This window comes from Salinispora sp. CH2A1_6 (assembly GCF_056820975.1).
On sequence record NZ_JBXEDG010000003.1, the window covers coordinates 1,182,087 to 1,207,433 of the forward strand.

21 protein-coding genes and 1 tRNA gene are annotated in these 25,347 nt (G+C 69.0%); 15 read left to right on the forward strand and 7 right to left on the reverse strand.

The window, feature by feature from the left end; translation table 11 throughout:
- Positions 1–119: 119 nt before the first annotated feature.
- Positions 120–1,112, forward strand: coding sequence for a sulfite exporter TauE/SafE family protein (locus AC1UKG_RS10455; protein WP_026325146.1), 993 nt, complete (start codon positions 120–122; stop codon positions 1,110–1,112).
- A 207-nt stretch (positions 1,113–1,319) separates the two neighbouring features.
- On the opposite strand, the gene AC1UKG_RS10460 is transcribed toward AC1UKG_RS10455, so the two are convergent.
- A complete protein-coding gene (locus tag AC1UKG_RS10460) occupies positions 1,320–1,799 on the reverse strand; it encodes an Lrp/AsnC family transcriptional regulator (protein WP_018742766.1) in 480 nt (159 codons plus the stop codon).
- Positions 1,800–2,315: 516 nt separating this feature from the next.
- Positions 2,316–2,392, reverse strand: a tRNA-Leu gene (locus tag AC1UKG_RS10465).
- A gap of 99 nt (positions 2,393–2,491) precedes the next feature.
- On the opposite strand from AC1UKG_RS10465, the gene AC1UKG_RS10470 reads away from it, so the two are divergent.
- The 7 genes from AC1UKG_RS10470 to polA all read left to right on the forward strand — a co-directional run bounded on the left by AC1UKG_RS10470 (position 2,492) and on the right by polA (position 11,387).
- A complete protein-coding gene (locus tag AC1UKG_RS10470; protein ID WP_018742765.1) occupies positions 2,492–3,112 on the forward strand; it encodes a response regulator in 621 nt (206 codons plus the stop codon).
- Between the two features lie 429 nt (positions 3,113–3,541).
- Positions 3,542–4,690, forward strand: a complete 1,149-nt coding sequence (locus AC1UKG_RS10475) for a branched-chain amino acid ABC transporter substrate-binding protein (protein ID WP_026271220.1) — start codon at positions 3,542–3,544, stop codon at positions 4,688–4,690.
- A 67-nt stretch (positions 4,691–4,757) separates the two neighbouring features.
- Entirely contained in the window at positions 4,758–5,732 is a 975-nt protein-coding gene (locus AC1UKG_RS10480; protein WP_018223328.1) for a branched-chain amino acid ABC transporter permease, read from the forward strand.
- Positions 5,729–6,901 carry an ABC transporter permease subunit gene (locus AC1UKG_RS10485; protein WP_033662587.1) on the forward strand — a complete coding sequence of 391 codons (1,173 nt, stop codon included), beginning with the start codon at positions 5,729–5,731 and terminating at the stop codon, positions 6,899–6,901. Before AC1UKG_RS10480 ends, AC1UKG_RS10485 begins: the two co-directional genes overlap by 4 nt.
- The gene (locus AC1UKG_RS10490) at positions 6,891–7,814 is read left to right on the forward strand and encodes an ABC transporter ATP-binding protein (RefSeq protein WP_018742761.1); all 924 of its coding nucleotides are present in this window, start codon (positions 6,891–6,893) and stop codon (positions 7,812–7,814) included. Before AC1UKG_RS10485 ends, AC1UKG_RS10490 begins: the two co-directional genes overlap by 11 nt.
- Positions 7,804–8,514 carry an ABC transporter ATP-binding protein gene (locus tag AC1UKG_RS10495; RefSeq protein WP_018742760.1) on the forward strand — a complete coding sequence of 237 codons (711 nt, stop codon included), beginning with the start codon at positions 7,804–7,806 and terminating at the stop codon, positions 8,512–8,514. Before AC1UKG_RS10490 ends, AC1UKG_RS10495 begins: the two co-directional genes overlap by 11 nt.
- A 173-nt stretch (positions 8,515–8,687) precedes the next feature.
- Positions 8,688–11,387 carry a DNA polymerase I gene (gene polA / locus AC1UKG_RS10500; RefSeq protein WP_018742759.1) on the forward strand — a complete coding sequence of 900 codons (2,700 nt, stop codon included), beginning with the start codon at positions 8,688–8,690 and terminating at the stop codon, positions 11,385–11,387.
- Positions 11,388–11,432: 45 nt separating this feature from the next.
- On the opposite strand, the gene AC1UKG_RS10505 is transcribed toward polA, so the two are convergent.
- Positions 11,433–11,864, reverse strand: coding sequence for a DUF3140 domain-containing protein (locus AC1UKG_RS10505; protein ID WP_482642690.1), 432 nt, complete (start codon positions 11,862–11,864; stop codon positions 11,433–11,435).
- A 148-nt stretch (positions 11,865–12,012) separates the two neighbouring features.
- Here AC1UKG_RS10505 and AC1UKG_RS10510 point away from each other — a divergent pair, with 148 nt between their 5' ends.
- Positions 12,013–12,708 (forward strand): helix-turn-helix domain-containing protein, encoded by a 696-nt coding sequence (locus tag AC1UKG_RS10510; protein ID WP_026271219.1) that lies wholly within the window; start codon positions 12,013–12,015, stop codon positions 12,706–12,708.
- Here AC1UKG_RS10510 and AC1UKG_RS10515 read toward each other — a convergent pair.
- Positions 12,705–13,283 (reverse strand): dihydrofolate reductase family protein, encoded by a 579-nt coding sequence (locus tag AC1UKG_RS10515; RefSeq protein ID WP_018742757.1) that lies wholly within the window; start codon positions 13,281–13,283, stop codon positions 12,705–12,707. The two genes, AC1UKG_RS10510 and AC1UKG_RS10515, sit on opposite strands and share 4 nt — an antisense overlap.
- A 180-nt stretch (positions 13,284–13,463) precedes the next feature.
- Here AC1UKG_RS10515 and AC1UKG_RS10520 point away from each other — a divergent pair, with 180 nt between their 5' ends.
- The 3 genes from AC1UKG_RS10520 (at position 13,464) to coaE (ending at position 17,316) form a co-directional block, all read left to right on the forward strand.
- On the forward strand, positions 13,464–14,273 hold the full coding sequence (locus AC1UKG_RS10520) for a class I SAM-dependent methyltransferase (protein WP_018742756.1): 810 nt from the start codon (positions 13,464–13,466) through the stop codon (positions 14,271–14,273).
- A 314-nt stretch (positions 14,274–14,587) separates the two neighbouring features.
- The gene (gene rpsA / locus AC1UKG_RS10525; protein WP_018742755.1) at positions 14,588–16,168 is read left to right on the forward strand and encodes a 30S ribosomal protein S1; all 1,581 of its coding nucleotides are present in this window, start codon (positions 14,588–14,590) and stop codon (positions 16,166–16,168) included.
- 164 nt (positions 16,169–16,332) lie between these two features.
- Positions 16,333–17,316, forward strand: a complete 984-nt coding sequence (gene coaE / locus AC1UKG_RS10530) for a dephospho-CoA kinase (protein ID WP_196230265.1) — start codon at positions 16,333–16,335, stop codon at positions 17,314–17,316.
- A 33-nt stretch (positions 17,317–17,349) separates the two neighbouring features.
- On the opposite strand, the gene AC1UKG_RS10535 is transcribed toward coaE, so the two are convergent.
- Positions 17,350–18,822, reverse strand: a complete 1,473-nt coding sequence (locus AC1UKG_RS10535) for a hypothetical protein (RefSeq protein WP_482642691.1) — start codon at positions 18,820–18,822, stop codon at positions 17,350–17,352.
- Positions 18,823–19,176: 354 nt separating this feature from the next.
- On the opposite strand from AC1UKG_RS10535, the gene uvrB reads away from it, so the two are divergent.
- A complete protein-coding gene (gene uvrB, locus AC1UKG_RS10540) occupies positions 19,177–21,279 on the forward strand; it encodes an excinuclease ABC subunit UvrB (RefSeq protein WP_018742753.1) in 2,103 nt (700 codons plus the stop codon).
- A gap of 233 nt (positions 21,280–21,512) precedes the next feature.
- Here the strand turns inward: uvrB and AC1UKG_RS10545 are convergent, their stop codons facing one another.
- Complete coding sequence (locus tag AC1UKG_RS10545; protein ID WP_018742752.1) at positions 21,513–21,812, reverse strand: antibiotic biosynthesis monooxygenase family protein; 300 nt, start codon at positions 21,810–21,812, stop codon at positions 21,513–21,515.
- Between the two features lie 498 nt (positions 21,813–22,310).
- Here AC1UKG_RS10545 and AC1UKG_RS10550 point away from each other — a divergent pair, with 498 nt between their 5' ends.
- The gene (locus AC1UKG_RS10550) at positions 22,311–23,309 is read left to right on the forward strand and encodes a TerC family protein (RefSeq protein WP_026325144.1); all 999 of its coding nucleotides are present in this window, start codon (positions 22,311–22,313) and stop codon (positions 23,307–23,309) included.
- 243 nt (positions 23,310–23,552) lie between these two features.
- Positions 23,553–24,350, forward strand: coding sequence for a tyrosine-protein phosphatase (locus AC1UKG_RS10555; RefSeq protein ID WP_018813667.1), 798 nt, complete (start codon positions 23,553–23,555; stop codon positions 24,348–24,350).
- A 91-nt stretch (positions 24,351–24,441) separates the two neighbouring features.
- On the opposite strand, the gene AC1UKG_RS10560 is transcribed toward AC1UKG_RS10555, so the two are convergent.
- On the reverse strand, positions 24,442–25,290 hold the full coding sequence (locus AC1UKG_RS10560) for a serine hydrolase (RefSeq protein WP_018813666.1): 849 nt from the start codon (positions 25,288–25,290) through the stop codon (positions 24,442–24,444).
- Positions 25,291–25,347 lie beyond the last annotated feature (57 nt).

Consider the following 25,347-nt stretch of genomic DNA (forward strand, 5'->3'; position numbering starts at 1 on the left):
GACCTCACCCAGGCCCGACCTGAGCCGAAACTCGCCCTTGAACAAGGTTGACCCAGGCCCCACTCATCCCGCATTGTCGACCAAGTCGATAGGAGATATCCGAAAACTAGGGAGGCGTGGTGCGTAAGCTGTTGGTCCTCGCACTCGTCGGGTTGGCGGCGCAGCTCGTTGACGGCGCCCTCGGGATGGCCTACGGGTTGACCTCCTCGACGCTGCTCCTGCTCGCCGGTGTCGCGCCGGCCGCGGCCTCGGCTTCGGTGCACCTTGCTGAGGTGGGCACCACGCTCGCGGCGGGTGTGGCGCACTGGCGGTTCGGCAACGTCGACTGGCGTGTCGTTGGGCGGATCGCCGTGCCCGGTGCCCTCGGCGCGTTCGCCGGAGCGACCTTCCTGTCCGCTCTCTCCACCGCTGCCGCCGCGCCCTGGATGGCGGCGATTTTGTTCACCCTCGGCGCGTACCTGTTGGTGCGTTTCGCCCGACCGCTGCGCACCGAACGACGGGCCGGTCGACTGCGCGGCCGCTTCCTCGGTCCCCTGGGGCTGGTCGCCGGTTTCGTTGACGCGACCGGTGGCGGGGGTTGGGGGCCGGTGGCGACCCCCGCGCTGCTGGTCACTGGACGACTGGAACCCCGCAGGGTGATCGGGTCGGTGGACACCGCCGAGTTCCTTGTCGCCGGTGCGGCCAGCGTCGGCTTCCTGATCGGGCTCGGCTCCGAGGGCTTTCTGCTGCCGATGGTGCTCGCGCTACTGGCCGGTGGTCTGATCGCGGCGCCGGTGGCCGCCTGGCTGGTGCGCCTTGTCCCGGCCCAACTGCTCGGCGCGGTGGTCGGCGGGGTGATCGTGCTGACCAACGCTCGTACGCTGATGCGCGCTCTCGATCTTGATGGGGGTGTGCGGCCGGTGGGGTATGCCCTGCTGGCGCTCGCCTGGGGTGTCGCGGTCGCGTTCGCGCTCCGGGCCTTGCTGCGCGCCCGGCGTGCCCGGACCGTCGTCGCCGGTGTCCGCGGTGCCACGCCGGCCCGGGATGAGCGTGCCAGCGAGCCGCCTCGAGGTGAGCGTGCCACCGAACCGTCCCGGGAGGAGGCGGTGGCCGACTCTGGGTTGGTTCGCTAGCGCTCGTCGGCGCGAGCGTGAGGCACCGGACCGGCTTCGCGGAATCCGTCGACCCCGGCCCGGTGCGTCACAACTTGGCAGCTCCCGACCCGTCCCGACCGGGAGTGCCAACCACCACCGGAACCAAAACTAGGCGCGGTCCGCGTCTCCGGCGTGACACGGACGTGAAGATCCTGTTTCGGGGCGTCACCGAGACGGTGATCCGTCCTACCCCAGGCCCCGGGCCTGCTCGAAGATCAGGCTGGTCTGGGTGTGCTGCACCGCCGGATCGACTGCCAGGTGGTCGAGTACGAAGTCCCGCAGTGCGTCCGCCGACGCTGCCCGGACGTGCAGCACGTAGTCGTCCGCACCGGCCACGTGGAACACCGCCACCATCCCCGGTAGGCGGACTGATCGGGCGCGGAAGGCGTCCACCACGGCCCGGTCGTGGGCGGAGAGTCGTACGGAGATCAGCGCCTGTACCGGCAGGCCCACCGCCGCCGGATCCACCTCGGCGTGGAAGCCGCGGATCGCCCCGCATCCGCGTAGCGCCCTGGTTCGTGCGAGGCAGGTTGACGGCGCCACCCCGACCCGCTCGGCGAGGGCGTTGTTCGGGAGGCGGCCGTCTGCGACCAGCTCCGCCAGGATCGCGCGGTCGGTGTCATCGAGGCTCGCATAGGGCTGAACCGGATTCGGGGAAGAGGACATGGTGGCATCCTTCCTCGAATTTTAGCGAGTTTCAACGTGGAGACAGCGCATCTGGTTCGGAGGAAGAGCTACTTTATAGCCAAATATTCAAAGGTTCTCGTCGTGATGGTCTCCGGACGCCGAAGCCGAACGGATCGGCCGAGACGACTCCGCCGGCCATCGAGGAGCCTTCGGACATCCCTTCCGAGCCCCCACGGTGTCCCTTCGAGGTCGCGCTTGCCTTCCGAGGCCGCGCGGTGCCCCTCGAGCCGGTGCTGCGGCTCAGCACCCGGTCGCCCGCCGGTAGCCGAGATGCGGAAGCGGTATCAGCGGCGACGGTTGCGGTGGTCGAGGTGCCGGGCGAGCGGCACGCCCGTCGGTGGACTGGTGCGGCGGCCGGCAACTCGCCGGCCGAGGGCCCTTCGCGCTGCTGCGGAGCGGGCGGGCCGGGCGGCCGCCGCTGCGCTTCCCGCTGGGGCCGTGGCCCGCAGCGTTACGTCGCTCGCGATGTGCCGACCGCCACCCGCGCGACGATGTTGGTGTCCCCGGTGGGATTCGAACCCACACTGTCGGAGGTTTGAGCTCCGTTTCTCTACCGGTTGGAATACGGGGACAGTGCTGCCGACAGCCTCGGTGTCGGCCTATAGAGTACCCACTAGGCTAAGGGGCGCGGCACCCGGTCGGGTGTCGGTACGGACTAGTGGGAGTTGCTCGTGGCCGAGACGCAGACGGACGCCGAGCGCAGGCGAGTACTGATCGCCGAGGACGAGGCGCTCATCCGGCTGGATCTCGCCGAGATGCTCGTCGAGGAAGGCTACGAGGTCGTCGGAGAAGCCGGCGATGGTGAGACGGCCGTTCGGCTCGCCAACGAGCTGAAGCCGGATCTGGTCATCCTCGACATCAAGATGCCCATTATGGACGGACTGGCCGCTGCCGAGCGGATTGCTGGCGAGCGGATCGCTCCGGTCATCATCCTGACCGCCTTCAGTCAGCGGGACTTGGTGGAGCGGGCGCGGGCGGCCGGCGCGATGGCGTACCTGGTCAAGCCCTTCCAGAAGAGCGACCTGGTCCCAGCGGTAGAGATCGCGTTGTCGCGCTACTCGGAGGTCGCCGCCCTGGAGGCGGAGGTTGCTGGCCTCACTGACCGGTTGGAGATCCGCAAGGTCATCGAGCGGGCCAAGGGTGCGCTGATGACCACATACGGGATGACCGAACCACAAGCCTTCAAGTGGATCCAGCGCACCGCGATGGACCACCGGATGACCATGAAAGAGGTCGCCGAGCGGATCCTTCAGGAGACCGCCGGGGGCGAGGTGCCCCGTCCGGCCCAGTAGGTCTGGTCCCGCTTCTGCTTCTTCTCCCGAGGGTCGCGGCGGCCCGGGTCGGCGCCGCCGGGGCCTCGTGCGCCCGGGGTGCACCCCGGCATGACCCGACGCCAAAGTTGATCTTACTCGCCGCCGAATTCGATTGCCGCCGGCGTTGCTGGCGGTGGCCGGCTGCGCTGGTCATCGCCGGTGCGCTCGTGGCCTCGGGCCAGCGGTGAGGGATGTTACGGGTTCGGGTCGTATCGGCCTTTGTATTCGTAACGGTTTGACAAGCGTGGCCTCGAGGCCTTCCGGGACCGTTTATCGACCCAGTACGCTCCGCCATCACGAGCCGTAGCGGGTGTGCGGGCTCACATCGAGGTGGGGAGGCTGCCGTACTGGTGCGGTGCCTGCCTCGGGGTGTGCTCGGGCTCCTGCAACTGGAGGAGGTCTATAGCCGTGAGGCGTAAGTACGTACGGGCGCTCGGCGCCATAGGGTTGTCGGCGGCCCTCATTGGCGCTGCGGGCTGTCAGGCGGAGGAGGAGAACGCCGGCGGCAGCAGTGACTGCGGTGGCAAGATCGCCATCTTCGGTGCCTTCAGCGGCCCGAACTCGGGTCTGGTGATTCCGTCGCGCGACGGCGCACTGCTTGCGGTGAAGCAGCACAACGAGGCGAACCCGGACTGCAAGGTGGACCTGCAGGAGTTCGACACCCAGGGCGATCCGACCCAGGCCACGCCGGTCGCGAACCAGGTCACCGGGGACGAGTCCTTCCTGGGCGTCATCGGTGGCGCGTTCTCCGGTGAGAGCAAGGCGACGATGGCGGTCTACGAGGCGGCCGGAATGGTGATGGTCAGCCCTTCGGCGACTGCGATCGAGTTGACCGCGGGCGGTAACGAGGTGTTCCACCGGGTGGTCGGTAACGACGCCGTCCAGGGGGCTGCCGCCGCCGTCTACCTGCGGGATGTCGTGCAGGCCAAGAAGGTCTTCGTGATCAATGACGGCACCACCTACGGTGCCGGCATCACCGACGAGCTGACCAAGTCCCTCGGTGCGTTGGCGGGCGGCGCCGACCAGGTGCAGGAGAAGCAGGTCAACTTCGCCGCCACCATTTCGAAGATCAAGGCTGCCGCGCCGGACGCGATCGCCTACGGCGGCTACACGAACGAGGCGGCTCCGCTGGTGAAGCAGCTGCGGGAGGCCGGCATCACGACGCCTTTCCTCGGCTTCGACGGTCTCTACGATCCGTCCTTCCCGAAGGGCGCGGGGGCCAGTGCCGAGGGTGTGATCGTGACCTGCCCGTGCCTGCCGCCGGACAAGGCCGGTGGCACCTTCGCGGCCGACTTCGAGGCGGAGTACGGCGGGCCTCCGGGTTCCTACGGTGCCGAGGGTTTCGACGCCGCGAATGTGTTGATCGAGGGCCTGGCCGAGGGCAACACCACGCGTGCGGACCTGCTGGCGTGGGTCGACTCCTATGACAAGGAGGGAGTCTCGAAGTCCCTCAAGTTCGCCGACGGCGGTGACGTGGACGAGTCCCGGGTGGTGATCTGGGCCTACGAGATCAAGGGCGGTGAGATCACGGCCCAGCAGGAGATCAAGCTCAGCTGAGCCAGGATGACCGTTACGCGGCCGGGGCTTGCCCCGGCCGCGTAACGGTGCCAAAGGGGAGAAACCCGTGAATTTCGATGCCTTATTCGGCGACCTAGCCCAGCACACTGTTGACGGCTTGTCCAAGGGGGCGATCTATGCCCTCGTCGCCTTGGGGTACACGCTCGTCTACGGTGTGCTCCGTCTGATCAACTTCGCGCACTCTGAGATCTTCATGGTGGGTACCTTCGCGATCCTCGGTACCTGGTCGCTGCTCGGGGTGGCCGACAACCCGCCGATCGGGATGGCGATCGTCTACCTGCTCATCGGTCTGGTGGTCGGTGCGCTGGCCTCGGGTGCCACCGCGCTCACCGTCGAACGGGTCGCCTACCGGCGACTACGCCGGATGAACGCGCCGCCGCTGATCTTCCTGATCACCGCCATCGGGCTCTCGCTCGTCCTGGTGGAGATCTTCGCGCTGTGGATGGCGGGGTTCTTCTCGGGGCGCGGATTCACCGAGAACCGACTCGTGATCGGGATTCCGCCGCTGCTGAAGCAGGAGACAGTGCTCTCGGTGGCGGGCGCGGACATCACCAACGTACAGATCATCATGGTGGTTTCCGCCCTCGTGATGCTCTACGGGTTGGACCAGTTCATCAACCGGACGCGGTACGGCCGCGGGGTGCGGGCCGTGGCACAGAGCCCAGACACCGCCGCGCTGATGGGGGTGCACCAGGACCGAGTGATCATGCTGGTCTTCGTCCTGGGTGGTCTGATGGCGGGCGCCGCGGCCCTGTTGTGGAACATGCGGTACGGGATCACCAAGTTCGACATCGGCTTCGTGGTCGGGCTGAAGGCGTTCACCGCGGCGGTGCTCGGTGGTATCGGTAACCTCCGCGGCGCGCTGCTCGGTGGCCTACTACTCGGGGTCATCGAGGTGTACGCGGCGACGTTGACCCGATCCACCTGGGAGGATGTGGCTGCCTTCGTGGTGCTCGTGGTGGTGCTGATCTTCCGCCCGACCGGCCTGCTTGGTGAGTCTCTCGGAAAGGCGAGGGCATGACAGAGGCACTACGACAATTCAACGAGCGGCGTCGACACGTTCTGGGGGGTATGGGTGACCGGTGGCGGGCACTACCTCGTTGGCAGCGTTGGCTGACCCTGCTCGCGGGCGTTGCCTTCCTCTACTACCTGCCGTTCCTCGGCGACATCCCGGGGACGAACCTGATCATTCCGGGGCTGGACTGGTTCCGGACCGACTCCATCGACGGCGGCGCCAACTGGGCTGGGGTCCTCTTCGTCTGCGCCCTGTACGTCCTGGTGGCCATCGGGCTCAACGTCGTGATCGGGCTGGCTGGTCTGCTCGACCTCGGCTACGTCGGCTTCTACGCGGTGGGCGCCTACAGCGTGGCGCTGTTCGGGTCGGCCGAGTCGCCGGTTGTGGGGGCGTTGCAGGAGCAGTTCGGCCTCTCCTCGGACTGGGCGATCGCGTGGGCGATCTGTATCCCGATCGCGTTGGCCTTCTCGTTGGTCGCGGGCGTCCTGCTTGGCTGGCCGACGCTGCGGCTTCGGGGTGACTACCTGGCCATCGTGACGCTGGGCTTCGGTGAGATCATTCGGATCGTCGCGAAGAACTCGGGGTGGGCCGGCGAGGCGCAGGGCGTGCCCGGCATTCCCGGCCCGGAAGGTCCGCCGTCGCCCGACAACAAGATCTTCGGACTGCTCGACATCAAGCCCTGGTACTGGCTGGCGTTGAGCGTGGTGCTGCTGATGGTCCTGCTGGTCCGGCGGCTGGAGCACAGCCGGGTGGGGCGGTCGTGGCTGGCTATTCGGGAGGACGAGGACGCCGCCGCGGTGATGGGCGTCTACCCGTTCAAGTTCAAGCTCTGGGCGTTCGCCATCGGTGCCGCCCTGGGTGGCTTCTCCGGGCTGCTCTTCGCCAGCCGGTCGGCCTTCATCCAGCCCGAGACCTTCAACGTCCAGCTCTCCATTCTGTTCGTCGCGATGGTGGTGGTCGGTGGCTCCGGCAACATGGCGGGAGTGGCGGTCGGCGCCTTCCTGCTCGCGTACCTGCCGGAGCGGTTCCGCGACTTCTCGGAGTACCGGGTCCTCGCCTTCGGCCTAGCATTGGTGCTCATCATGCTGCTGCGCCCGCAGGGTCTGTTGCCGAGTCGGCGACGAACGCGCGAGCTGCAGGACAGGGCGAAGGAGGCTCCGGTAAATGTTGCCTAAGCAGAAGACATCACCCGAGGACGCCGCCAAGCCCGAGGTGCTGCTTGAGGTGGCCGGGGTCACGCTCCGCTTTGGCGGCGTGGTGGCGCTGGACAATCTGAGCTTCAACCTCCACAAGGGCGAGATCCTCGGGCTCATCGGTCCGAACGGGGCCGGCAAGACCACCTGCTTCAACGCGATGACCGGGGTCTACCGGCCGACCTCCGGCGCGGTTCGGTTCGACGGACAGCAGGTCAGCGGACGGAAGCCGCACCGGATCAACCAGATGGGAATCGCCCGGACGTTCCAGAACATCCGGCTCTTCCCGGAGATGACCGCGCTGGAGAACGTGCTGGTGGGTGCGGACTCCCAGCACCGCACCAGTGTGGTTGGTGCGCTGTTTCGGCTGTACCGGGTCAAGCCGAAGCCGGAGGAGTTGCCCACGGTCGATTCGACCAATGCGCTGGTGCGGTTCTGGCAGCAGGTTCGCCGCTCCTCGGCGCAGGTGTTCGGCATTTCGCGGCACACGCTCGAGGAGCGTGCCGGCGAGCGTAAGGCGTACGAACTGCTGCGCTTCGTCGGCATTGACGACCGCGCCAACGACCTGGCTCGTAACCTTCCGTACGGCTACCAGCGCCGGCTGGAGATCGCGCGGGCGCTGGCCACCGAGCCGAAGTTGCTCTGCCTGGACGAGCCGGCCGCCGGCTTCAACCCGGCGGAGAAGGAGGAACTCCTCGAACTGATCCGCAAGATCCGGGATCGCGGTTTCACGGTGCTGCTCATCGAGCACGACATGCGCCTCGTCATGGGGGTCACCGACCGGATCGTGGTGCTGGAGTTCGGAAAGAAGATCGCCGAGGGGGCGCCCGCCGAGGTGCGGGACGACCCGAAGGTGATCGCGGCGTACCTGGGGGAGCCCGCAGATGCTGCTTGAGATTGACGATCTGACCCTCCGGTACGGCCGGATCGAGGCGCTGCACGGGATCAGCCTGCACGTGAACGAGGGCGAGGTGGTAGCCCTCATCGGCGCGAACGGCGCGGGTAAGACCACCACCATGCGGGCCATCTCCGGACTCCGTCCGGTGAGCCGGGGAGCGATCCGGTTCAACGGGGAGGACATCACCAACCTCCGAGCCGACCTGCGGGTACGGCGGGGCATCTGCCAGTCGCCCGAGGGGCGGGGCATCTTCCCGGGTATGACGGTCCTGGACAACCTCGACATGGGGGCGTACACCCGTCGGGACAGTGCGGGGATCGCCGCTGACCTGAAGCGGGTGTTCGAGCTGTTTCCGCGGCTGGCGGAGCGGCGTCGTCAGCTGGGGGGAACGCTCTCCGGCGGCGAACAGCAGATGCTCGCGGTCGGGCGGGCCTTGATGGCCCGGCCGAAGCTGCTGCTGTTGGATGAGCCGTCGATGGGGCTCGCCCCGATGATCATTCAACAGATCTTCGACATCATCGTGGAGATCAACCAGCAGGGCACCACGGTCCTCCTGGTGGAGCAGAACGCCCAGCAGGCGCTCTCCCGGGCACACCGGGGGTACGTGTTGGAGACCGGCCGGATCGTGAAGGAGGGATCCGGCCAGGACCTGCTGCACGACCCATCGGTCAAGGAGGCGTACCTGGGCGTCGCCTGACCGGCGGCACTGCCCACGCGGTCGGTCGTCCCGCACCGGGACGACCGGCCGCCGCTGGCCGGGGCGGATCCGGGTCACTTCCACGAGGACGACGGCCGGGCGAGTGATTTTCCGCGCCGGCGTCCCGGTGCCGCCGCCCGGCCCTGTCGGCGGCACGGACTAGAGTCGCCACCGTGACAGCCACGAAGCCGCGCCTGCTCCTCGTTGACGGACACTCCCTGGCCTACCGGGCGTTCTTCGCCCTGCCGGTCGAGAACTTCTCCACCACGACGGGGCAACCGACTAACGCGGTCTACGGCTTCACCTCCATGTTGATCAATGTTCTTCGGGATGAGCAGCCGACCCACATCGCCGTGGCCTTCGATGTTTCCCGGCACTCCTTCCGCACCGAGAGGTATGCCGCGTACAAAGCTGGCCGCAGCGAGACCCCGAGCGACTTCAAGGGCCAGGTCAGCCTGGTCAAGGAGATTCTGGCGGCGTTGCGGGTCCCGGCGGTGGAGATGGCGGGCTATGAGGCGGACGACGTGATCGCCACGCTCACCCGGCAGGCCCGCGAACAGGGGATGTCGGTCCTGATCACGACCGGAGACCGGGACGCTTTCCAACTCGTTGATGACGACGTCACGGTGCTCTATCCCCGCAAGGGCGTCTCCGACCTGGCCCGGATGGACCCGGCTGCGGTGACGGCGAAATACGGGGTGCCTCCACAGCACTATCGAGACCTCGCTGCGTTGGTCGGCGAGACCAGCGACAACCTGCCCGGCGTCCCCGGCGTCGGCCCGAAGACCGCCGCCAAATGGATCACCGCTTACGGCGGGGTCGAGGGTGTCGTCGCCCGCGCCGACGAGATCAAGGGTAAGGCCGGGGCGAATCTGCGGGAGCGACTCGCCGACGTGATCCGCAATCACGAGCTCAACGGCCTGGTCACCGACCTGGCGCTGCCTCTGCCACTGGCGGAGACACGCTGGGCTGGCTGGGACCGGGAGGCGGTGCACCAGGTCTTCGACACGCTGGAGTTCCGCATCCTTCGAGATCGGCTCTACCAGTACCTGGACGCCGTTGAGCCGGAAGCCGAGGCGGGCTTCGACCTGGCGGGCGAGCTCCTCGTCGCGCCGGGAGCGCTCGCCGCGTGGCTGGGGGCGCACACGGCACCGAACACGCCGGTCGGCCTCGCGGTCACGCTCGACACCGGGCCCAACCGGCGGCACCTCGCCGACGTGACCGGCCTGGCGCTGGCGACCGCCGCCGGGGCCGGGGCCTGGTTCGACCCCGGCCGACTCGACGTCGCCGACGAGGCGGCCCTGGCGGAGTGGCTGGCTGACGTGAGTCGACCAAAGGTGCTGCACGACAGCAAGCCGGCAGTGCTCGCGTTCGCCGCCCGCGGGTGGTCGATCCGGGGTATCACCAGAGACACGCAGATCGCCGCCTACCTGGCCCGGCCCGACCAGCGCTCCTACGACCTGACTGATCTGGCCCTGCGCTATCTGCACCGGGAACTGCGGGTCGACCTGCCAGAAACCGGGCAGCTCACCCTCGACGGCCTGGGTGATGACGGTGCGGCCGAGCAGAACCTGATGCTGCGCGCTCGGGCTACTCTCGACCTCGCCGAGGCGATCGACGCGGAGTTGTCGCGTGACGGTGAGCAGTCGGCCCGGCTGATGGCTGAGGTGGAGCTGCCGCTGATGCGGGTTCTCGCCGGCATGGAGCGCACCGGCATCGCCGCCGACACGCAGTACCTGTCCGAGTTGGAGGCGCACTTCGCCGCGGAGGTGAAGGCCGCCGCGCAGGGTGCCTACGAGGCGGTCGGGCGGGAGTTCAACCTGGGCTCCCCGAAGCAGTTGCAGGAGATCCTCTTCGGCGAGCTGGGACTCCCCAAGACCAAGCGGATCAAGACCGGTTACACCACCGATGCGGACGCCCTGCAGTGGCTACACGGGCAGAACCCGCACCCGGTGCTCGGGCACCTGCTGCGGCACCGGGACGTGGCGAAGCTGAAGAGCACGGTTGACGGGCTACTCAAGTCGGTCTCCGACGACGGTCGAATCCATACCACCTTCAACCAGACGGTGGCGGCCACCGGCCGGCTCTCCTCCACCGAGCCGAATCTGCAGAACATTCCGATCCGCACCGAGGAGGGGCGACGGATCCGCCGGGCATTCGTGGTCGGCGCCGGGTATGAAAGCCTGCTCACCGCCGACTACAGCCAGATCGAGATGCGGATCATGGCCCACCTGTCGGCGGACGAGGCCCTGATCGACGCCTTCAACTCGGGCCGCGACTTCCATGCGGCTACCGCCTCGTCGGTCTTCCAGGTGCCGGTGGAGGCGGTCACCCCCGACCAGCGGCGCAAGATCAAGGCGATGAACTACGGCCTGGCCTACGGGCTGAGCGCGTTCGGCCTCTCCCAGCAGCTCGGCGTTACCGCCGAGGAGGCGCGCGGGCTGATGGAAACCTACTTCGCCGGTTTCGGTGGGGTGCGCGACTACCTGCAGGAGGTGGTGGCCCGGGCCCGGCGCGACGGCTACACCGAGAGCGTCCTCGGCCGTCGCCGCTACCTGCCCGACCTGGTCAGCGACAACCGGCAGCGGCGGGAGATGGCCGAGCGGATGGCGCTCAACGCTCCCATCCAGGGCTCTGCCGCCGACGTCATCAAGGTGGCGATGATGCACGTGGACGCGGCGTTGCGCGACGCCGGCCTGCGTTCCCGGATGCTGCTCCAAGTGCACGACGAACTGGTCTTCGAGGTGGCCCCCGGGGAGCGGGAGGTGCTGGAGACGCTGGTCCGGCGGGAGATGGGCGGGGCGTACCCACTGTCCGTGCCGCTGGAGGTGTCGGTCGGCGACGGACGGGACTGGAACAGCGCCGACCACTGATCGGCCCGCTCGCCGAGGACCTGAAGCAGCGGGACTTCATGCCCGCTACCGGCCGGGGCCCCGGCGTTCTCTGGGCGGGGCCCCGTGCCGTCGTAGCGCCTTGCGGGACGGGCCCCCCGGTGGCGGCAGCGGGCCTTTGACCGGGTCGTGCCCCCAGTTCATCAGGGAGTACCGCCATCGGGTGTCCCGAACATCGCCGCTGGGCCGTTGCGCCATGTGCCGGCGGACGTAGCCGACAACTTTCCGCATGTGCCGGTAGTCGTCCTCGGAGAGATCGTCCCGTCGACGCCGGAGCAGGTCGAGGATTCGTCGCCCGGAGCGGTGGCCGACTGTCTCGCCGCCCTGGTCACCCCGCCTCCGCCAGCCCACATGCTTGGACTTCTCGGTCTCCAACCAGGCCGACAGTTCACCGGGGCGCATATTCACTGCTGCGGTGAACTCTCGGTATGTCTGCTGCGGGTCGTTCCGACGGCTCACGGCGTAGCACCTCCCGTCCGGTCCGGTCCGGTCCGGAATACCCGAGCCGGACCTGCGGAAACGGCCCCGACGGCGGTGCGCCCGTTCGCCTCGTTCAGATCCGGGGCGAGTCGGCGGCGGAACGGTGAGCGGCCCCTATCCTTGTCCGGTGGCCCTACGACTCCAGACCCGTGCGTCCGATTCGCCCTGGATCAACGCTGTATGGACCGGCACGAGTACGGGCGTCGCGGAGATGACCTCGGTAGCGACGGTCTGTTGGGGCCTGGTGTTCTGGGAGCGGCAGGGCACTGCCTACGCGGCCATCACCGGACCCGAGACGAAGACCAGCGCAGCACTGGTCCCGGAGGACGCGAGCTTCGTCGGGATCGACTTCGCCGTCGGTACGTCGCTGCGGGCCCTCTCGACGCCGGCTCTCGTGGACGGCGGTATCGCGCTTCCCGACACCACCCGCCGAACCTTCCGGCTGGCGGGCGTCCGCTGGGAAACTCCCGGCGCGGATGACGCCGAGGCCCTGGTGGATCGCCTGGTCCGTGCGGAAGCCGTAGTCCGTGACCCGATCGTCACCGCAGTGCGCCGAGGTCACCGGCCAGCGGTCTCGCCGCGGACCGTCGAACGTCGATTCCGAGCGGCGACCGGGCTCACCCAGGGCGCCGTACGGCAGGTCGAACGGGTACGCGAGGCGGCGGCGCTCCTGGCCGCCGCCGCTCCGGTAGCCGATGTCGTCTCCCGGCTCGAGTACGTTGACGAGCCGCACCTGGCCCGTGCGCTGCGCCGGTACGTGGGCCGTACGGCGCGGCAACTCCGCACCGCCGCTGGTGGCCCGATCGCCCTGGATCTGGGTTAGCGGACGACGTCGTAGAGCAGCTTGACGACACCGTTCGGGTAGGCCTCGGTGTCCCGGAGGTGCAGTACCTGCTTGGCCCTGTCCGCCGTGCTGAACAGACGCTTCCCGGCGCCGAGTAGGAGCGGGAAGCAGAGCAGGTGGTACCGGTCGATCAACCCGGCGTCGGAGAGTCGTCGGGCGAGCTCTGCGCTGCCGTGGATGAATATCGCGCCGCCGTCGCTCTGCTTGAGCTTGACAACCTCGTCGGCCGACCGCAGGACCGTCGTTGGTCCCCACCCCGGGACGAGGGCGTTGTCGGGCAGCGTGGTCGAGACGACATACTTGGGCAGTTCCCGGTAGTCGGCGTGGTCGTCCGAGTCGCGCCAGATCGGCGCGAACGCCTCGTAGCTTCGGCGGCCGAACATCAGCGCCGAGGTCTCCTTGAGCTCCTCGCCCTTGAGTGAGAAGACCTCGGGTAGGAATTCGATGTCCTTGATGACCCAGCCGCCGCTGCGGTGTTCCTCACCCGGCCCGCCGCCGGGGGAGTCCACGACGCCGTCGAGCGAGATGAACCCGGTGTAGACCAGCTCACGCATGTCTCGTGCTCCCAGGAGTAGGCGACGAGCGTCACCCGGTCGATCGAACGGCCGTAGCGCCGGGCCGACGCGCCGTGGTGGCGCGCGCCACCCATGCTAGGCAACCGCCACCGGCGGAGTCTTGGACGAAAACGACGGCCGCTGCGGACCCGGGCTACCGCGATCCGTACCGTTGGCAGGATGCAGCAGTCCGAACCGGCGGTCACCCGCCGGGTGGTGTCACCGGCTGAGGGGCGGGCGGCGAGCCGACGGTGGTGGGACCGCGACGCAGACAGCTATCAGGCGGAGCACGGCGCCTTCCTCGGGGATGTTGATCTCGTGTGGTGTCCCGAGGGGCTGCGGGAGGCGGAGGCGCGGCTGCTCGGTGCGGTTGCCGGGTCCCGGCTCCTGGAGTTGGGGTGTGGTGCGGCCGCGGGCTCCCGCTGGCTGGACGGGCAGGGGGCAAAGGTCACGGCTCTCGACCTGTCCGCCGGCATGTTGCGGCAGGCTCGGCTGGCCGCCGAGCGCTCGGGCGTGCCGGTGCCACTCGTGCAGGCTGATGCCCTGGCGCTGCCGTTCGGGGCGGGCGTCTTCGACACCGTACATTCCGCGTTCGGTGCGGTTCCGTTTGTCGCGGACTCAGCGACGCTGATGCGCGAGGTGTTTCGGGTGCTGCGACCCGGCGGAGCCTGGGTTTTCGCGGTTACCCATCCGTTGCGCTGGGTCTTTTTGGATGATGCTGGCGAGGGCGGCTTGGTCGCGGTGCACTCCTACTTCGACCGCCGCCCTTACGTGGAGGAGGATTCGGCGGGAGTGCCGACCTACATCGAGGCACACCGCACCGTCGGCGATCGGATCCGGGAACTGAGTGCTGCCGGCTTCGTCCTTCGCGACCTGGTGGAACCGGAATGGCCGCCGGGGCATGAGGAAACCTGGGGCCAGTGGAGCCCGTTGCGGGGCCGGCTGATCCCGGGCACCGCCATCTTCGTCGCCGGGCGGCCCGACACCTGATGACCCGGCGGCGGCACCGTGGTCTTGGCGGCTGGCGGCTGGCGGCTGGCGGCTGGCGGCTGGCGGGGGCGCGGTCTCCGTGCCGCAGTGCGCGCCCGTTGGTCTGGTGCCGGTGGGGGCGGTGTGACTAGGGTTACAGGCCGGGCGCGTTATTCGACGATAATCCGCTTTTGCAGGTGGCGCGATGGTGAGCGGGTGGGAGGCCTTGCACGCTGTGGTAATGCAGAGGGTAGGCTAGACGACGCGCTCGCGGATTGTGTGCCTCGGTAGGGAGCAGGTGCGCGGTCGACGGAGCCACATCATGATCCCGCGCAGTGATCGTTCGGTGTGTCCGGCGGCGGGTCCGTTTGCGCGAACAGGTCACCGCGGCTCACATCCGTGATGACAACCATCCGACCGGAGCAACCGCCCACATGACGAGCAGCATCGAGGCCCCCTCGAGCGCCACCAAGGTCACCGTCGACGATCTCGGCAGCGAAGAGGCATTCCTCGCCGCGATCGACGAGACCATCAAGTACTTCAATGACGGCGACATTGTCGAAGGCACCGTCGTCAAGGTCGATCGGGACGAGGTCCTGCTCGACATCGGCTACAAGACCGAGGGCGTCATCCCCTCTCGGGAGCTGTCGATCAAGCACGACGTGGACCCCGCCGAGGTTGTCTCGGTCGGTGACCACATTGAGGCCCTTGTTCTCCAGAAGGAGGACAAGGAGGGGCGGCTGATCCTCTCGAAGAAGCGGGCGCAGTACGAGCGCGCCTGGGGCACCATCGAGAAGATCAAGGACGAGGACGGCGTGGTCCGTGGCTCGGTCATCGAGGTGGTCAAGGGTGGCCTGATCCTCGACATCGGGCTGCGTGGCTTCCTGCCGGCCTCCCTGGTCGAGATGCGTCGGGTGCGGGACCTCCAGCCGTACGTCGGCCGTGAGCTCGAGGCCAAGATCATCGAGCTGGACAAGAACCGCAACAACGTGGTTCTGTCCCGCCGGGCCTGGCTCGAGCAGACACAGTCCGAGGTGCGCACCGAGTTCCTCAACAAGCTGCAGAAGGGGCAGGTCCGGAAGGGCGTTGTCTCCTCGATCGTCAACTTCGGCGCCTTCGTCGACCTGGGCGGCGTGGACGGCCTGGTGCACGTCTCCGAGCTGTCCTGGAAGCACATCGATCACCCGTCCGAGGTGGTCGAGGTGGGCCAGGAGGTCGAGGTCGAGGTCCTCGACGTCGACCTGGACCGCGAGCGGGTCTCGCTGTCGCTGAAGGCGACCCAGGAGGACCCGTGGCGTCAGTTCGCCCGCACCCACGCGATCCAGCAGATCGTGCCCGGTAAGGTCACCAAGCTGGTGCCGTTCGGCGCGTTCGTCCGGGTGGACGACGGCATCGAGGGCCTGGTTCACATCTCCGAGCTGGCCGAGCGCCACGTGGAGATCCCGGAGCAGGTCGTCCAGGTCGGCTCCGAGGTCATGGTCAAGGTCATCGACATCGACCTGGAGCGGCGCCGGATCTCGCTGTCGCTCAAGCAGGCCAACGAGGGCTTCGTCGAGGGCGAGGAGCACTTCGACCCGACCCTCTACGGCATGGCGGCGACCTACGACGCCGAGGGCAACTACATCTACCCCGAGGGCTTCGACCCCGAGACGGGCGAGTGGCTCGAGGGCTACGAGAAGCAGCGCGAGACCTGGGAGCAGCAGTACGCCGAGGCGCGTCAGCGTTGGGAGGCCCACCAGAAGCAGGTGCAGGCATCCCGCGCGGCCGACGCCGAGGCTGCGGCCAACCCGCCGGCCGCTGGTCCGACCACCACGACGACCGCGGCTCCGAGCCGGCAGGTGGAGGAGCCGGCTGGCACCCTCGCCACCGACGAGGCGCTCGCCGCCCTGCGGGAGAAGCTCGCCGGCGGCAAGTGATCCGAAGGCTCCGGGCCGCCTGCGGCGAACCGGAGCCGGTACTGACGACGGGCCCCGTCCCGGTGATCGACAGATCGCCGAGGGCGGGGTTCCGCCGTTTCTGCCAACGGTGGTGAGCCGGGACCGGTGTGGCGTGCCGGCGAGTGATCCGGTTGACTGGTCCGGTGTTGATGGTGGGACTGACCGGTGGGATCGGCTCGGGCAAGAGCGCCGTAGCGGCCCGACTGGCGGGGCTGGGTGCGGTGATCGTGGACGCCGACCAACTCTCCCGCGAGGTGGTGGCGCCGGGCACCGATGGGCTTGCGGAGATCGTCGCCACCTTCGGTGATCGGGTGCTCGATTCGGACGGGGCGCTCGACCGGGCGGCACTCGGCTCCCTGGTCTTCACCGATGAGGCGGGCCGCCGTGCACTGGAGGCGATCATTCACCCGCGGGTCCGGACCCGGACGGCCGAGCTGGTAGCCGCGGCGCCACCTGACGCGGTCGTTGTCAACGACGTACCACTGCTGGTCGAGTCGGGGCTCGGGCCCACGTACCACCTGGTGGTGGTGGTGCAGACGGCCCTGTCGATCCGGTTGGAGCGGTTGACCCGCGACCGGGGGATGGCGCCGGCCGAGGCGCGGCGGCGGATCGCCGCGCAGGCCGACGACGTTCACCGCCGCGCGGCAGCGGACGTGGTGCTGACCAACGACGGAACCCGCGACGAACTGCACCGCGCGGTCGACGCGCTCTGGGCTGACCGACTGCTGCCCTACGCGGTCAATCTCCGCGACCGGCAGGTGGCCCAGCCGCCGCCCCGACCCGAGCGCGTTGAGGCCGACCCGACCTGGCCCGAGCAGTACGCTCGGCTGGCCGCCCGGATCCACCGCGCGGTCACCCCAGCCGACCTACGGATCGACCACATCGGCTCGACAGCGGTGCCAGAACGGGACTCGGTGGACGTGATCGACATCCAGCTCACCGTGCAGTGTCTCGGTGCCGCGGACGGAGTGCTGGTCGAACAGCTCGCGGAGGCGGGGTTTCCCCGCCGGCCCGAGACGGGGCGGGACGCGCCGCGCTGGCCGGAACGGGTGCACGGTAGTGCCGACCCGGCTCGCCCGGTGCGCCTCTACGTCCGAGAGGCGGGCTGCTCCGGCGGACGGTCGTGACGGGTATCGCCCGGCCGGGTGTGCGTCGAGGGGTCAGCTGGCGGCACCGTCCTCGAAGGTGAGGTCCACCTGCGCCCAGGTCCCGGTCGCCGTCCGGAGTTGGAGCCGGTGGGGGAGCCCGGAGTGGTCGAGCCAGTAGCGAGTCGGTTCGCCGGCGGCCGTCACCACCTCGACCACGTCGAGTTCAGTGCCAGCCAACCGATCACTCCGAATCCGTCGCGCCGTGCCCTCTTCGGCGGGGGCCGCCGCGCGCAGCGCACCGTCAAGCAGGGCCGCGAGCCCGGCGTCGGGCGCGGGTTCCCAGCCGGTGGTGGGGACGGGCAGCGGTGGCTGCGTGGGATCCACGCCGGTGTTGACGGTTGCCGGCAGCGTGGTTTGGGTGGTGCGCCCACGTTCGTGGCGGAGCAGGGTTCGCCGATGCGGGTCGTCAAGGTCATCCACCGCGAGGTACGCGCTGCGTCGGCTCCAGTTGATCCATCCCGTCCCCTGAAGGGCGGCTGCTGAGCCGAGCAGGGCGGTGAGCGTGGCGGGCGCCTCGCCCGCGGTACGGAGTTGGGTGGGGAGTGCCGCCAGGCGGTGGCGTTCGGCAGCGTTGAGTGGCCGAGGGGTGCCGGCCTGCCCACCGAGGGCCTCGACCGGACGTAGCGACGGTCGGTCGGCGCGGTTCAGTCGTACGGTGACCGGGCCGAGGTCGGGGAGCCGGGCCTCCAGTCGGTGCAGCCGCGCCTCCCGATCCACCCACCAGTGGACCTCGGTGGCGGGCGGGGTTGGCGCGCCGGGTTGGGCCGGCGGCAGCCCGGCGGCGAGGATGTCTGCCCCGTCGGCGCTGGCGATCCAGCGTGCCGCCTCCCTGGCCGGCGGGTCGGCCCGGTCGGCGGCGAGCGCGAAGAGCAGGTCGAGCAGCGGCCGGAGGCGGTCGGCCGCCGGCGGGGCCGCCAGCCGCCACCCGTCGACGGGGGGCACCAGTGGCGGGGGCGCCGGTGACGGGGGCGCCGGTGACGGGGGCGCCGGTGACGGGGGCGCCGAGGTGGTGGGGTCCGGGCGCAGCAGCAGCACTGCGGGCGTCGCCTGGAGCAGACCCCGCTGGGCGCCCACGCCCGGACCACCGAGATCCAGGTAGAGCAGCGGTCGGGACCAGTCGACCCAGCCGACCAGGTCGGTCCGGGCCGCTCCGGTCCCCGCCGTCAGGTGTACCCCGGCTCGCAGATCGCGGTAGTTGGTGACCCGTACCGCGGCGAGTCGGGTTCGCTCGTCAACGGTTGGTCGGCGGGATGGCTCGGCTGAGTCGGGTACCCAACTCAGCCCGAGGACCAGTGCGGTGGCGGCGAGCAGGGCAATCGCGGCGAGCGTACGGAGGATGGTCTGACGGCGGCCGGTGACCCGGGGGAACTGGCCGGTCTGGGTGTCGTCGGACGCGGTCGAGGTGGGCTGGGTACGGGGTGGGGGCCGATGCCGGGGGGTACGGCGGGGACGCGGGGTACGGCGGGTGCGGGCGGAGGACTCCACGGGATGTTGAACGGCGTCGACCGGTCCCTGGTGACGCGTGTGTGCGCTCACGGTGGCCGGCCGGGACGCGTCACGACGACACCGCCGACTCCCGACCCGTATGTGCGCTCGCGGCGGCCGGTCAGCGCGGTCAGCGCGACCACGTCGGGTGCGCACGCCGGAAGCGGGTGCTGCGACCACGTGCCGGGGGTTGGGGGCCGTCCTAGGCCCGTTGCCGGCCCGGTCGGCCGCCGCGAGCGGCCTACCCGAGAAGCGTAGCTCGCCCGGTGGGGGCCGACAACGAAAATATCGAAGCTGATCACCGAGGGTTGGTAGTCGTCCCGGAGTGTCAGCCACCGCGCGTACGGTGGGGCCATGGCGCTCGACATTCCCCGGCTTGACGGCCGCTTCCAGGTCGTCAGTGACTTCCAGCCGGCCGGTGATCAGCCGGCCGCGATCGACGATCTGGAGAAGCGGGTCCGGCGTGGTGACCGGCACACGGTGCTGCTCGGCGCGACCGGCACCGGCAAGAGCGCCACCACCGCGTGGTTGATCGAGCGGTTGCAGCGCCCGACGCTCGTGTTGGCGCCGAACAAGACACTCTGCGCCCAGCTGGCCAAGGAGTTCAGCGAGCTGCTGCCGAACAACGCGGTGGAGTATTTCGTCTCCTACTACGACTACTACCAGCCCGAGGCGTACATTCCGCAGACCGACACCTACATCGAGAAGGACTCCTCGATCAACGAGGAGGTGGAGCGACTGCGCCACTCGGCCACGATGTCGCTGCTCACCCGCCGGGATGTGGTGGTGGTCGCCACCGTCTCGGCGATCTACGGCCTGGGTACCCCGGAGGAGTACCTGGACCGGGCCGTCCGGGTGGTGACCGGTCAGGAACTGGACCGCGACCAGTTGCTGCGCCGGCTGGTCGACATTCAGTACACCCGTAACGACATGGCCTTCCAGCGGGGCACATTCCGGGTGCGGGGGGACACCTTGGAGATCATCCCCGCCTACGAGGAGCTGGCGGTCCGGATCGAGCTGTTCGGCGACGAGGTGGAACGGCTCTATTACCTCAACCCGCTCACCGGCGATGTGGTCCGGGAGGTCGACCACCTACTGATCTTCCCCGCCACGCACTATGCAGCCGGGCCGGCGCGAATGGAGCGGGCGATCCGTGACATCGAGGCTGAGCTGGGCGAGCGGCTGGCCGAGTTGGAACAGCGGGGCAGCCTGCTGGAGGCGCAGCGGCTGCGGATGCGGACGACGTACGACATCGAGATGATGCGGCAGGTCGGTTTCTGCTCCGGCATCGAGAACTACTCGATGCACATCGACGGCCGACTGCCCGGCAGCCCGCCGCACTGCCTGCTTGACTACTTCCCGGACGACTTCCTCACCGTGGTTGATGAGTCGCATGTGACGATCCCCCAGATCGGCGGGATGTACGAGGGCGACGCGTCCCGCAAGCGGATGCTGATCGACCACGGCTTCCGACTGCCCAGCGCCGCCGACAACCGGCCGCTGCGTTTTGACGAGTTCCTGGAGCGGGTCGGCCAGATGGTCTTCCTCTCGGCCACCCCCGGCTCCTGGGAGTTGGAGCACGCGCAGGGCGAGTATGTGGAGCAGGTCATTCGACCGACCGGCTTGGTTGACCCGGAGGTGGTGATCAAGCCGACCAAGGGTCAGATCGATGACCTCATGCACGAGATCAAGTTGCGTACCGAGCGCGACGAGCGAGTGCTGGTCACCACGTTGACGAAGAAGATGGCCGAGGACCTGTCGGACTATCTGTTGGAAAACGGGATTCGGGTGCGCTACCTGCACTCCGAGGTGGACACGCTGCGCCGCGTCGAGCTGCTGCGGGAACTCCGTAAGGGTGACTACGACGTGTTGGTCGGCATCAACCTGCTCCGGGAAGGGCTCGACCTGCCGGAGGTGTCGCTGGTCGCCATCCTTGACGCGGACAAGGAGGGCTTCCTGCGCAGCGGCCGGTCGTTGATCCAGACGATCGGGCGGGCGGCGCGTAACGTCTCCGGCCAGGTGCACATGTACGCCGATAAGGTCACTCCGTCGATGGCGGAGGCGGTCGGGGAGACCAACCGGCGTCGGGCCAAACAGATCGCGCACAACGAGGCGCACGGCATCAGCCCGGAGCCGCTGCGCAAGAAGATTCACGACATTCTCGACGACATCTACCGGGAGGCGGAGGAGACTGACACCCGGGTCGGTGGAGCGGCTCGGCAGCTCTCTCGCGGCAAGGCGCCGGTGAAGGAGACCCGTAGCCGCGGCCGAGCCAGCGCCGGGCCGGCCCGAGAGGGAATGGCCCGTGCCGAGCTGGCTGAGCTGATTCAGGAGCTGAATGGTCAGATGCTCGCCGCCGCACGGGAGTTGCAGTTCGAGTTGGCCGCGCGTATTCGTGACGAGATCTCGGAGTTGAAGAAGGAACTGCGCGGGATGGACGCCGCGGGGGTGCCGTGATCCCTGTCCGCAGCGGCGGGCGTCACGCCGCGGTTCACCCGGGTGAGCGGAGTGCACTTGGGTGGGCGCGGCGTGACCAACCGGACCCGACACCCCCGAGCGCATCGGGGCCAGCGGCCGCCGCGTGTGCGGCTACCGTAAGCACTGGGTGCGACATTCTTGGCCGCACCCAGCTCACTGCGTGGTCCACCTGCCGCCCGGCCCGGCGGTTGAGGTACCGGTCGTCGGGGCAGTCATCGTCCGCCCGGTACGTCGGTGAAGTGTTCGACCTGCGGCGGCTTGGCGAAGTGCGGGCCGATCAGCTCTCGCCACCGGACAAACCGGTCGGTGGCGCGAAAGTTCTGGTCGTGCGCCTCGACCGAGTCCCACTCGATCAGTAAAACGAACCGGGACGGGGACTCGACTCCGCGAGTCATCCGTACCGAGCGGCAGCCAGGCGTGTCGGCGACCAGTGGGTGTCCCTTCGCGTACGCGGCAGCGAAGGCGTCTTCGTGTCCTGGCAGTACGTCGATCAATGCGACTTCGAGCACCATGTGAGCAGCTTCGCACGGTGCCTGAGCCGGCCCACCGTCCGGGTACCCAAGTTCCGCCGAGGGGCAACCCGGGCGCCGACCATCAGCCCGGGCTGCTCGGTCCTCTTGGTGGGGCAGCTCGACAGCCGCCCGCGCGGACACCAGCCCCGCACGCCCGCGCGGACACCAGCCCCGCACGGACACCCGTCCGCATGGCCAGCTCACCACCGTGACCAGGTAGTTGGCGGGCATGAGGGGGACTGTGGCCGCCCAACGTGCGGTGGCTACGCGAGGTGGGCGACAATGAACGGCGGAGGGGAGTACTCCCCCGCGACGGAGTCGTCAGCACGGTCGATTGCCGAACCCGGTGACCTGACCCGGCCCGTCGGTCATCGCCCCGGAAGGGGCGGGTGGCGGAAGAGACCTCCGACAGTCACCATAGTCGGCGTCATCGGCACACCCGCCCCCTGTCGGGGTACACGGTGTGCCGATTGTTGCGTGTCTGCCGGAGGTTGAGCCTTGGACGTGTCCGGACTGGTGTGGGCGGGGACGCTCGTCGCACTGACCGCGATTCTCATCATCGATCTGTTGATCATTGGGCGTCGCCCACACGAACCCAGCATTCGTGAGTCGAGTCTCTGGGTCGGCTTCTACATCGCCCTCGCCCTGATCTTCGGTGTGGGAATCTGGCTCCTCTCCGGGGCGAAGGCGGCGGGGGAGTTCTACACCGGTTGGCTCACCGAGTACAGCCTCTCGGTGGACAACCTCTTCGTCTTCGTGATCATCATGGCCCGGTTCGGTGTGCCCCGGATCTACCAGCAGAAGGTCCTGCTCATCGGCATCGTGCTCGCGTTGTTGATGCGCGGTGGCTTCATCGCCGCCGGCGCGGCGTTGATCTCCCAGTTCTCGTGGGTCTTCTATATCTTCGGTGCCTTCCTCATCTACACGGCGATCAACCTCGCTCGGCAGGGTGATTCGGATGAGGATGATTTCAGCGAGAACCTCCTGATCCGGTGGAGCCGCCGGGCGCTGCCGATCTCGCGGGACTACGACGAAGCGAAGCTCACCACCTACGAGCAGGGGCGAAGGGTGTTCACCCCGATGCTGGTCGTGATGATCGCGATCGGCACGACGGATCTGATCTTCGCGCTCGACTCGATCCCGGCGATCTTCGGTATCACCACGGAGGCGTACCTGGTGTTCACCGCGAACGTGTTCGCCCTGATGGGTCTGCGGCAGCTCTACTTCCTGCTCGGCGGCCTGCTGGACCGGCTGATCTATCTGAGTTACGGCCTCGCGGTGGTGCTCGGCTTCATCGGCGTCAAGCTGGTGCTGGAAGCCCTGGCCGCCAACAGCCTGCCGTTCGTCAACGGAGGCGAGCACGTCGGGTGGGCCCCGCACATCCCGATCTGGCTCTCGTTGACGGTCATCCTGGGTACCTTGACGCTGGCGACGGTGGCCAGCCTGGTGAAGTCGTCCCGGGACCGACGTCGGAACCTGGTCCAGGTCCGCGACTGAGAACCGACCGACCTCGGGACCCGGTCCAGCACCGGGGCGTCCAGCTCCGCGGCGCAACGGCCCGGTGCCGCCCCGGGGGTGTACCACCGGGTCGGAATGTACCGCCGTGCCGGGGTGTACCACCGTGATCGTTATCGGGCACCCTGGAGAGGACCGGCGGGCGATTGGGGACTGCGTGGACGAGCGGACTTTAGCGGCGGGTGTGCGGGCGAGTGGGGCCCGCCGGCGGAGTGGAACACCGGTATGACCGCCCGGGAGCTGGCGCTGGTGGGCGCGCCGAACGCACGTGACCTTGGCGGTCTGGCCGCTGCGGGGGGCCGTCGGGTGCGCGCCGGGGTGCTGCTGCGCACCCCGGCGCTGGGGCGGCTGACTGACGAGGACCTACCGGTACTGGCGAAGCTGATGCCGGCCTGTGTGGTGGACCTGCGGGATGCCACGGAGGCGGTGGTGGCCCCGCCGGACCGGCTGCCGGGGGAACCTCGGGTGATCCACCTGCCGGTGTACGACGTGGCGCATCCGGTCTTCACCTACGTGTCGGCGGTGCTGCTCGGTCACGACCTCAGCGCGTATGCGGAGCTGGCGCAGGAGGGCACTCCGGCGGCGATGCGATCCATCTACCGCTGGTTCGTGACCGGGGAGTCGGCCCGGGCCGGCTACGGCGCGGCGGTGCGGTTGGCGGCGGAGGCGGCGAACCTACCCCTGCTCTACCACTGCTCGGCCGGTAAGGACCGCACCGGCTGGTTGACGGCGGTGCTGCTGCACGCCCTCGGGGTGGACGAGGCCACCATTCGGGCGGACTACCTGGCCAACAATGCGCTCACCGAGAGCCTGCGGGAAGTGCTCCTCGCCGGGATGCTTCGGCGGAGCCCGGAGTTGGACGTCACCGCGGTGCGGCCGGTGCTGGAGGTTCGCGACGAATATCTGGACGCCGGGTATGACGAGGCGCGGCGGGTCTACGGGTCGTTCGGGTCGTACCTGCGTGACGGTCTTGGGGTGGACGACGAACTGGTTGCGGCGTTGCGGGCACGGCTGCTGGAGTGACCCACACCGGCGGGGCGAGCGGGGTTGCCCGCTGAAACGGCGGCGCCCGGCCCAGCCCAGCGGGTTGCCCGCTGAAACGGTGGCGCCCGCCTCAGCCGAGCTGGTGGCGATGGGCGAAGGCGTGGGCGGAGACGTCGGCGAGGAGCTGGCAGGCATCCGTGTCCGCGCTGCGGTCGGAGTGCTCGTCGGTGTGGCAGACGGCGAGGACGTACGGGGGCGCGTCGTCGGGGTAGACGACCCCACCGCTGTGCCGCACCCCACGTACCCAGCCGTTCTTGTGGGCGATCCGGGTGCCGGCGGGCAGGCCGGCGGCGAGATCCACGCGGTGTTCCTGAGCGACGAGGAGGTCGAGCATGGCGGCACAGCTCTCCGGCGTGGCCAGCGGGCCGGGGCGGGTGGCGCCGAGCGCCAGGTCGCGCAGGAGGGCGGCGAGGTCGGCGGCGGTGACCAGATTGGTGATACCGGCCGCACGGGCGGCGAAATCCTCAATGCCGCGGCCGGTGCTGCTGCGCCGGGCTCCGGCCCGGGCCCAGACGTCGGCGACGGCCGGTAGGCCGACCTGGTCCAGGAGCAGGTTGGTGGCGAGGTTGCTGGATCGGACGATCATGCGTTCGGCCAGCCAACGCAGTGAGGCGGTACCGCCGAGCCGGTCCCAGACGTCGTCGCCGTTGTGGGCGGGGCGGGTGCAGGCGAACCGCGCGGCGCCGGGCTGGGCCGAGTCGAACTCGTTGCGGACCGGTACCGCGGTGTCCGGGGCGAGACGCTCGGCCTCCAGGGCGCGGTAGAGCGCCACCAACACGGCCACTTTCATCGTGCTGGCCGCGTAGTGGGTGGTGTCCGGATGCCGGGTCCAGGTGGGGGCGGCGTCGAGGCGAGCCAGGTAGGCCGAGACGGTACCGGGAATCCGGTCGAGGTGCGCGTCCAGACCGACGAAGATCACCCACCGAGGGTAGCTGGTAGGCCGGGGCGCCCTCCGCGCGTCTCGCGGTGTCGGCGC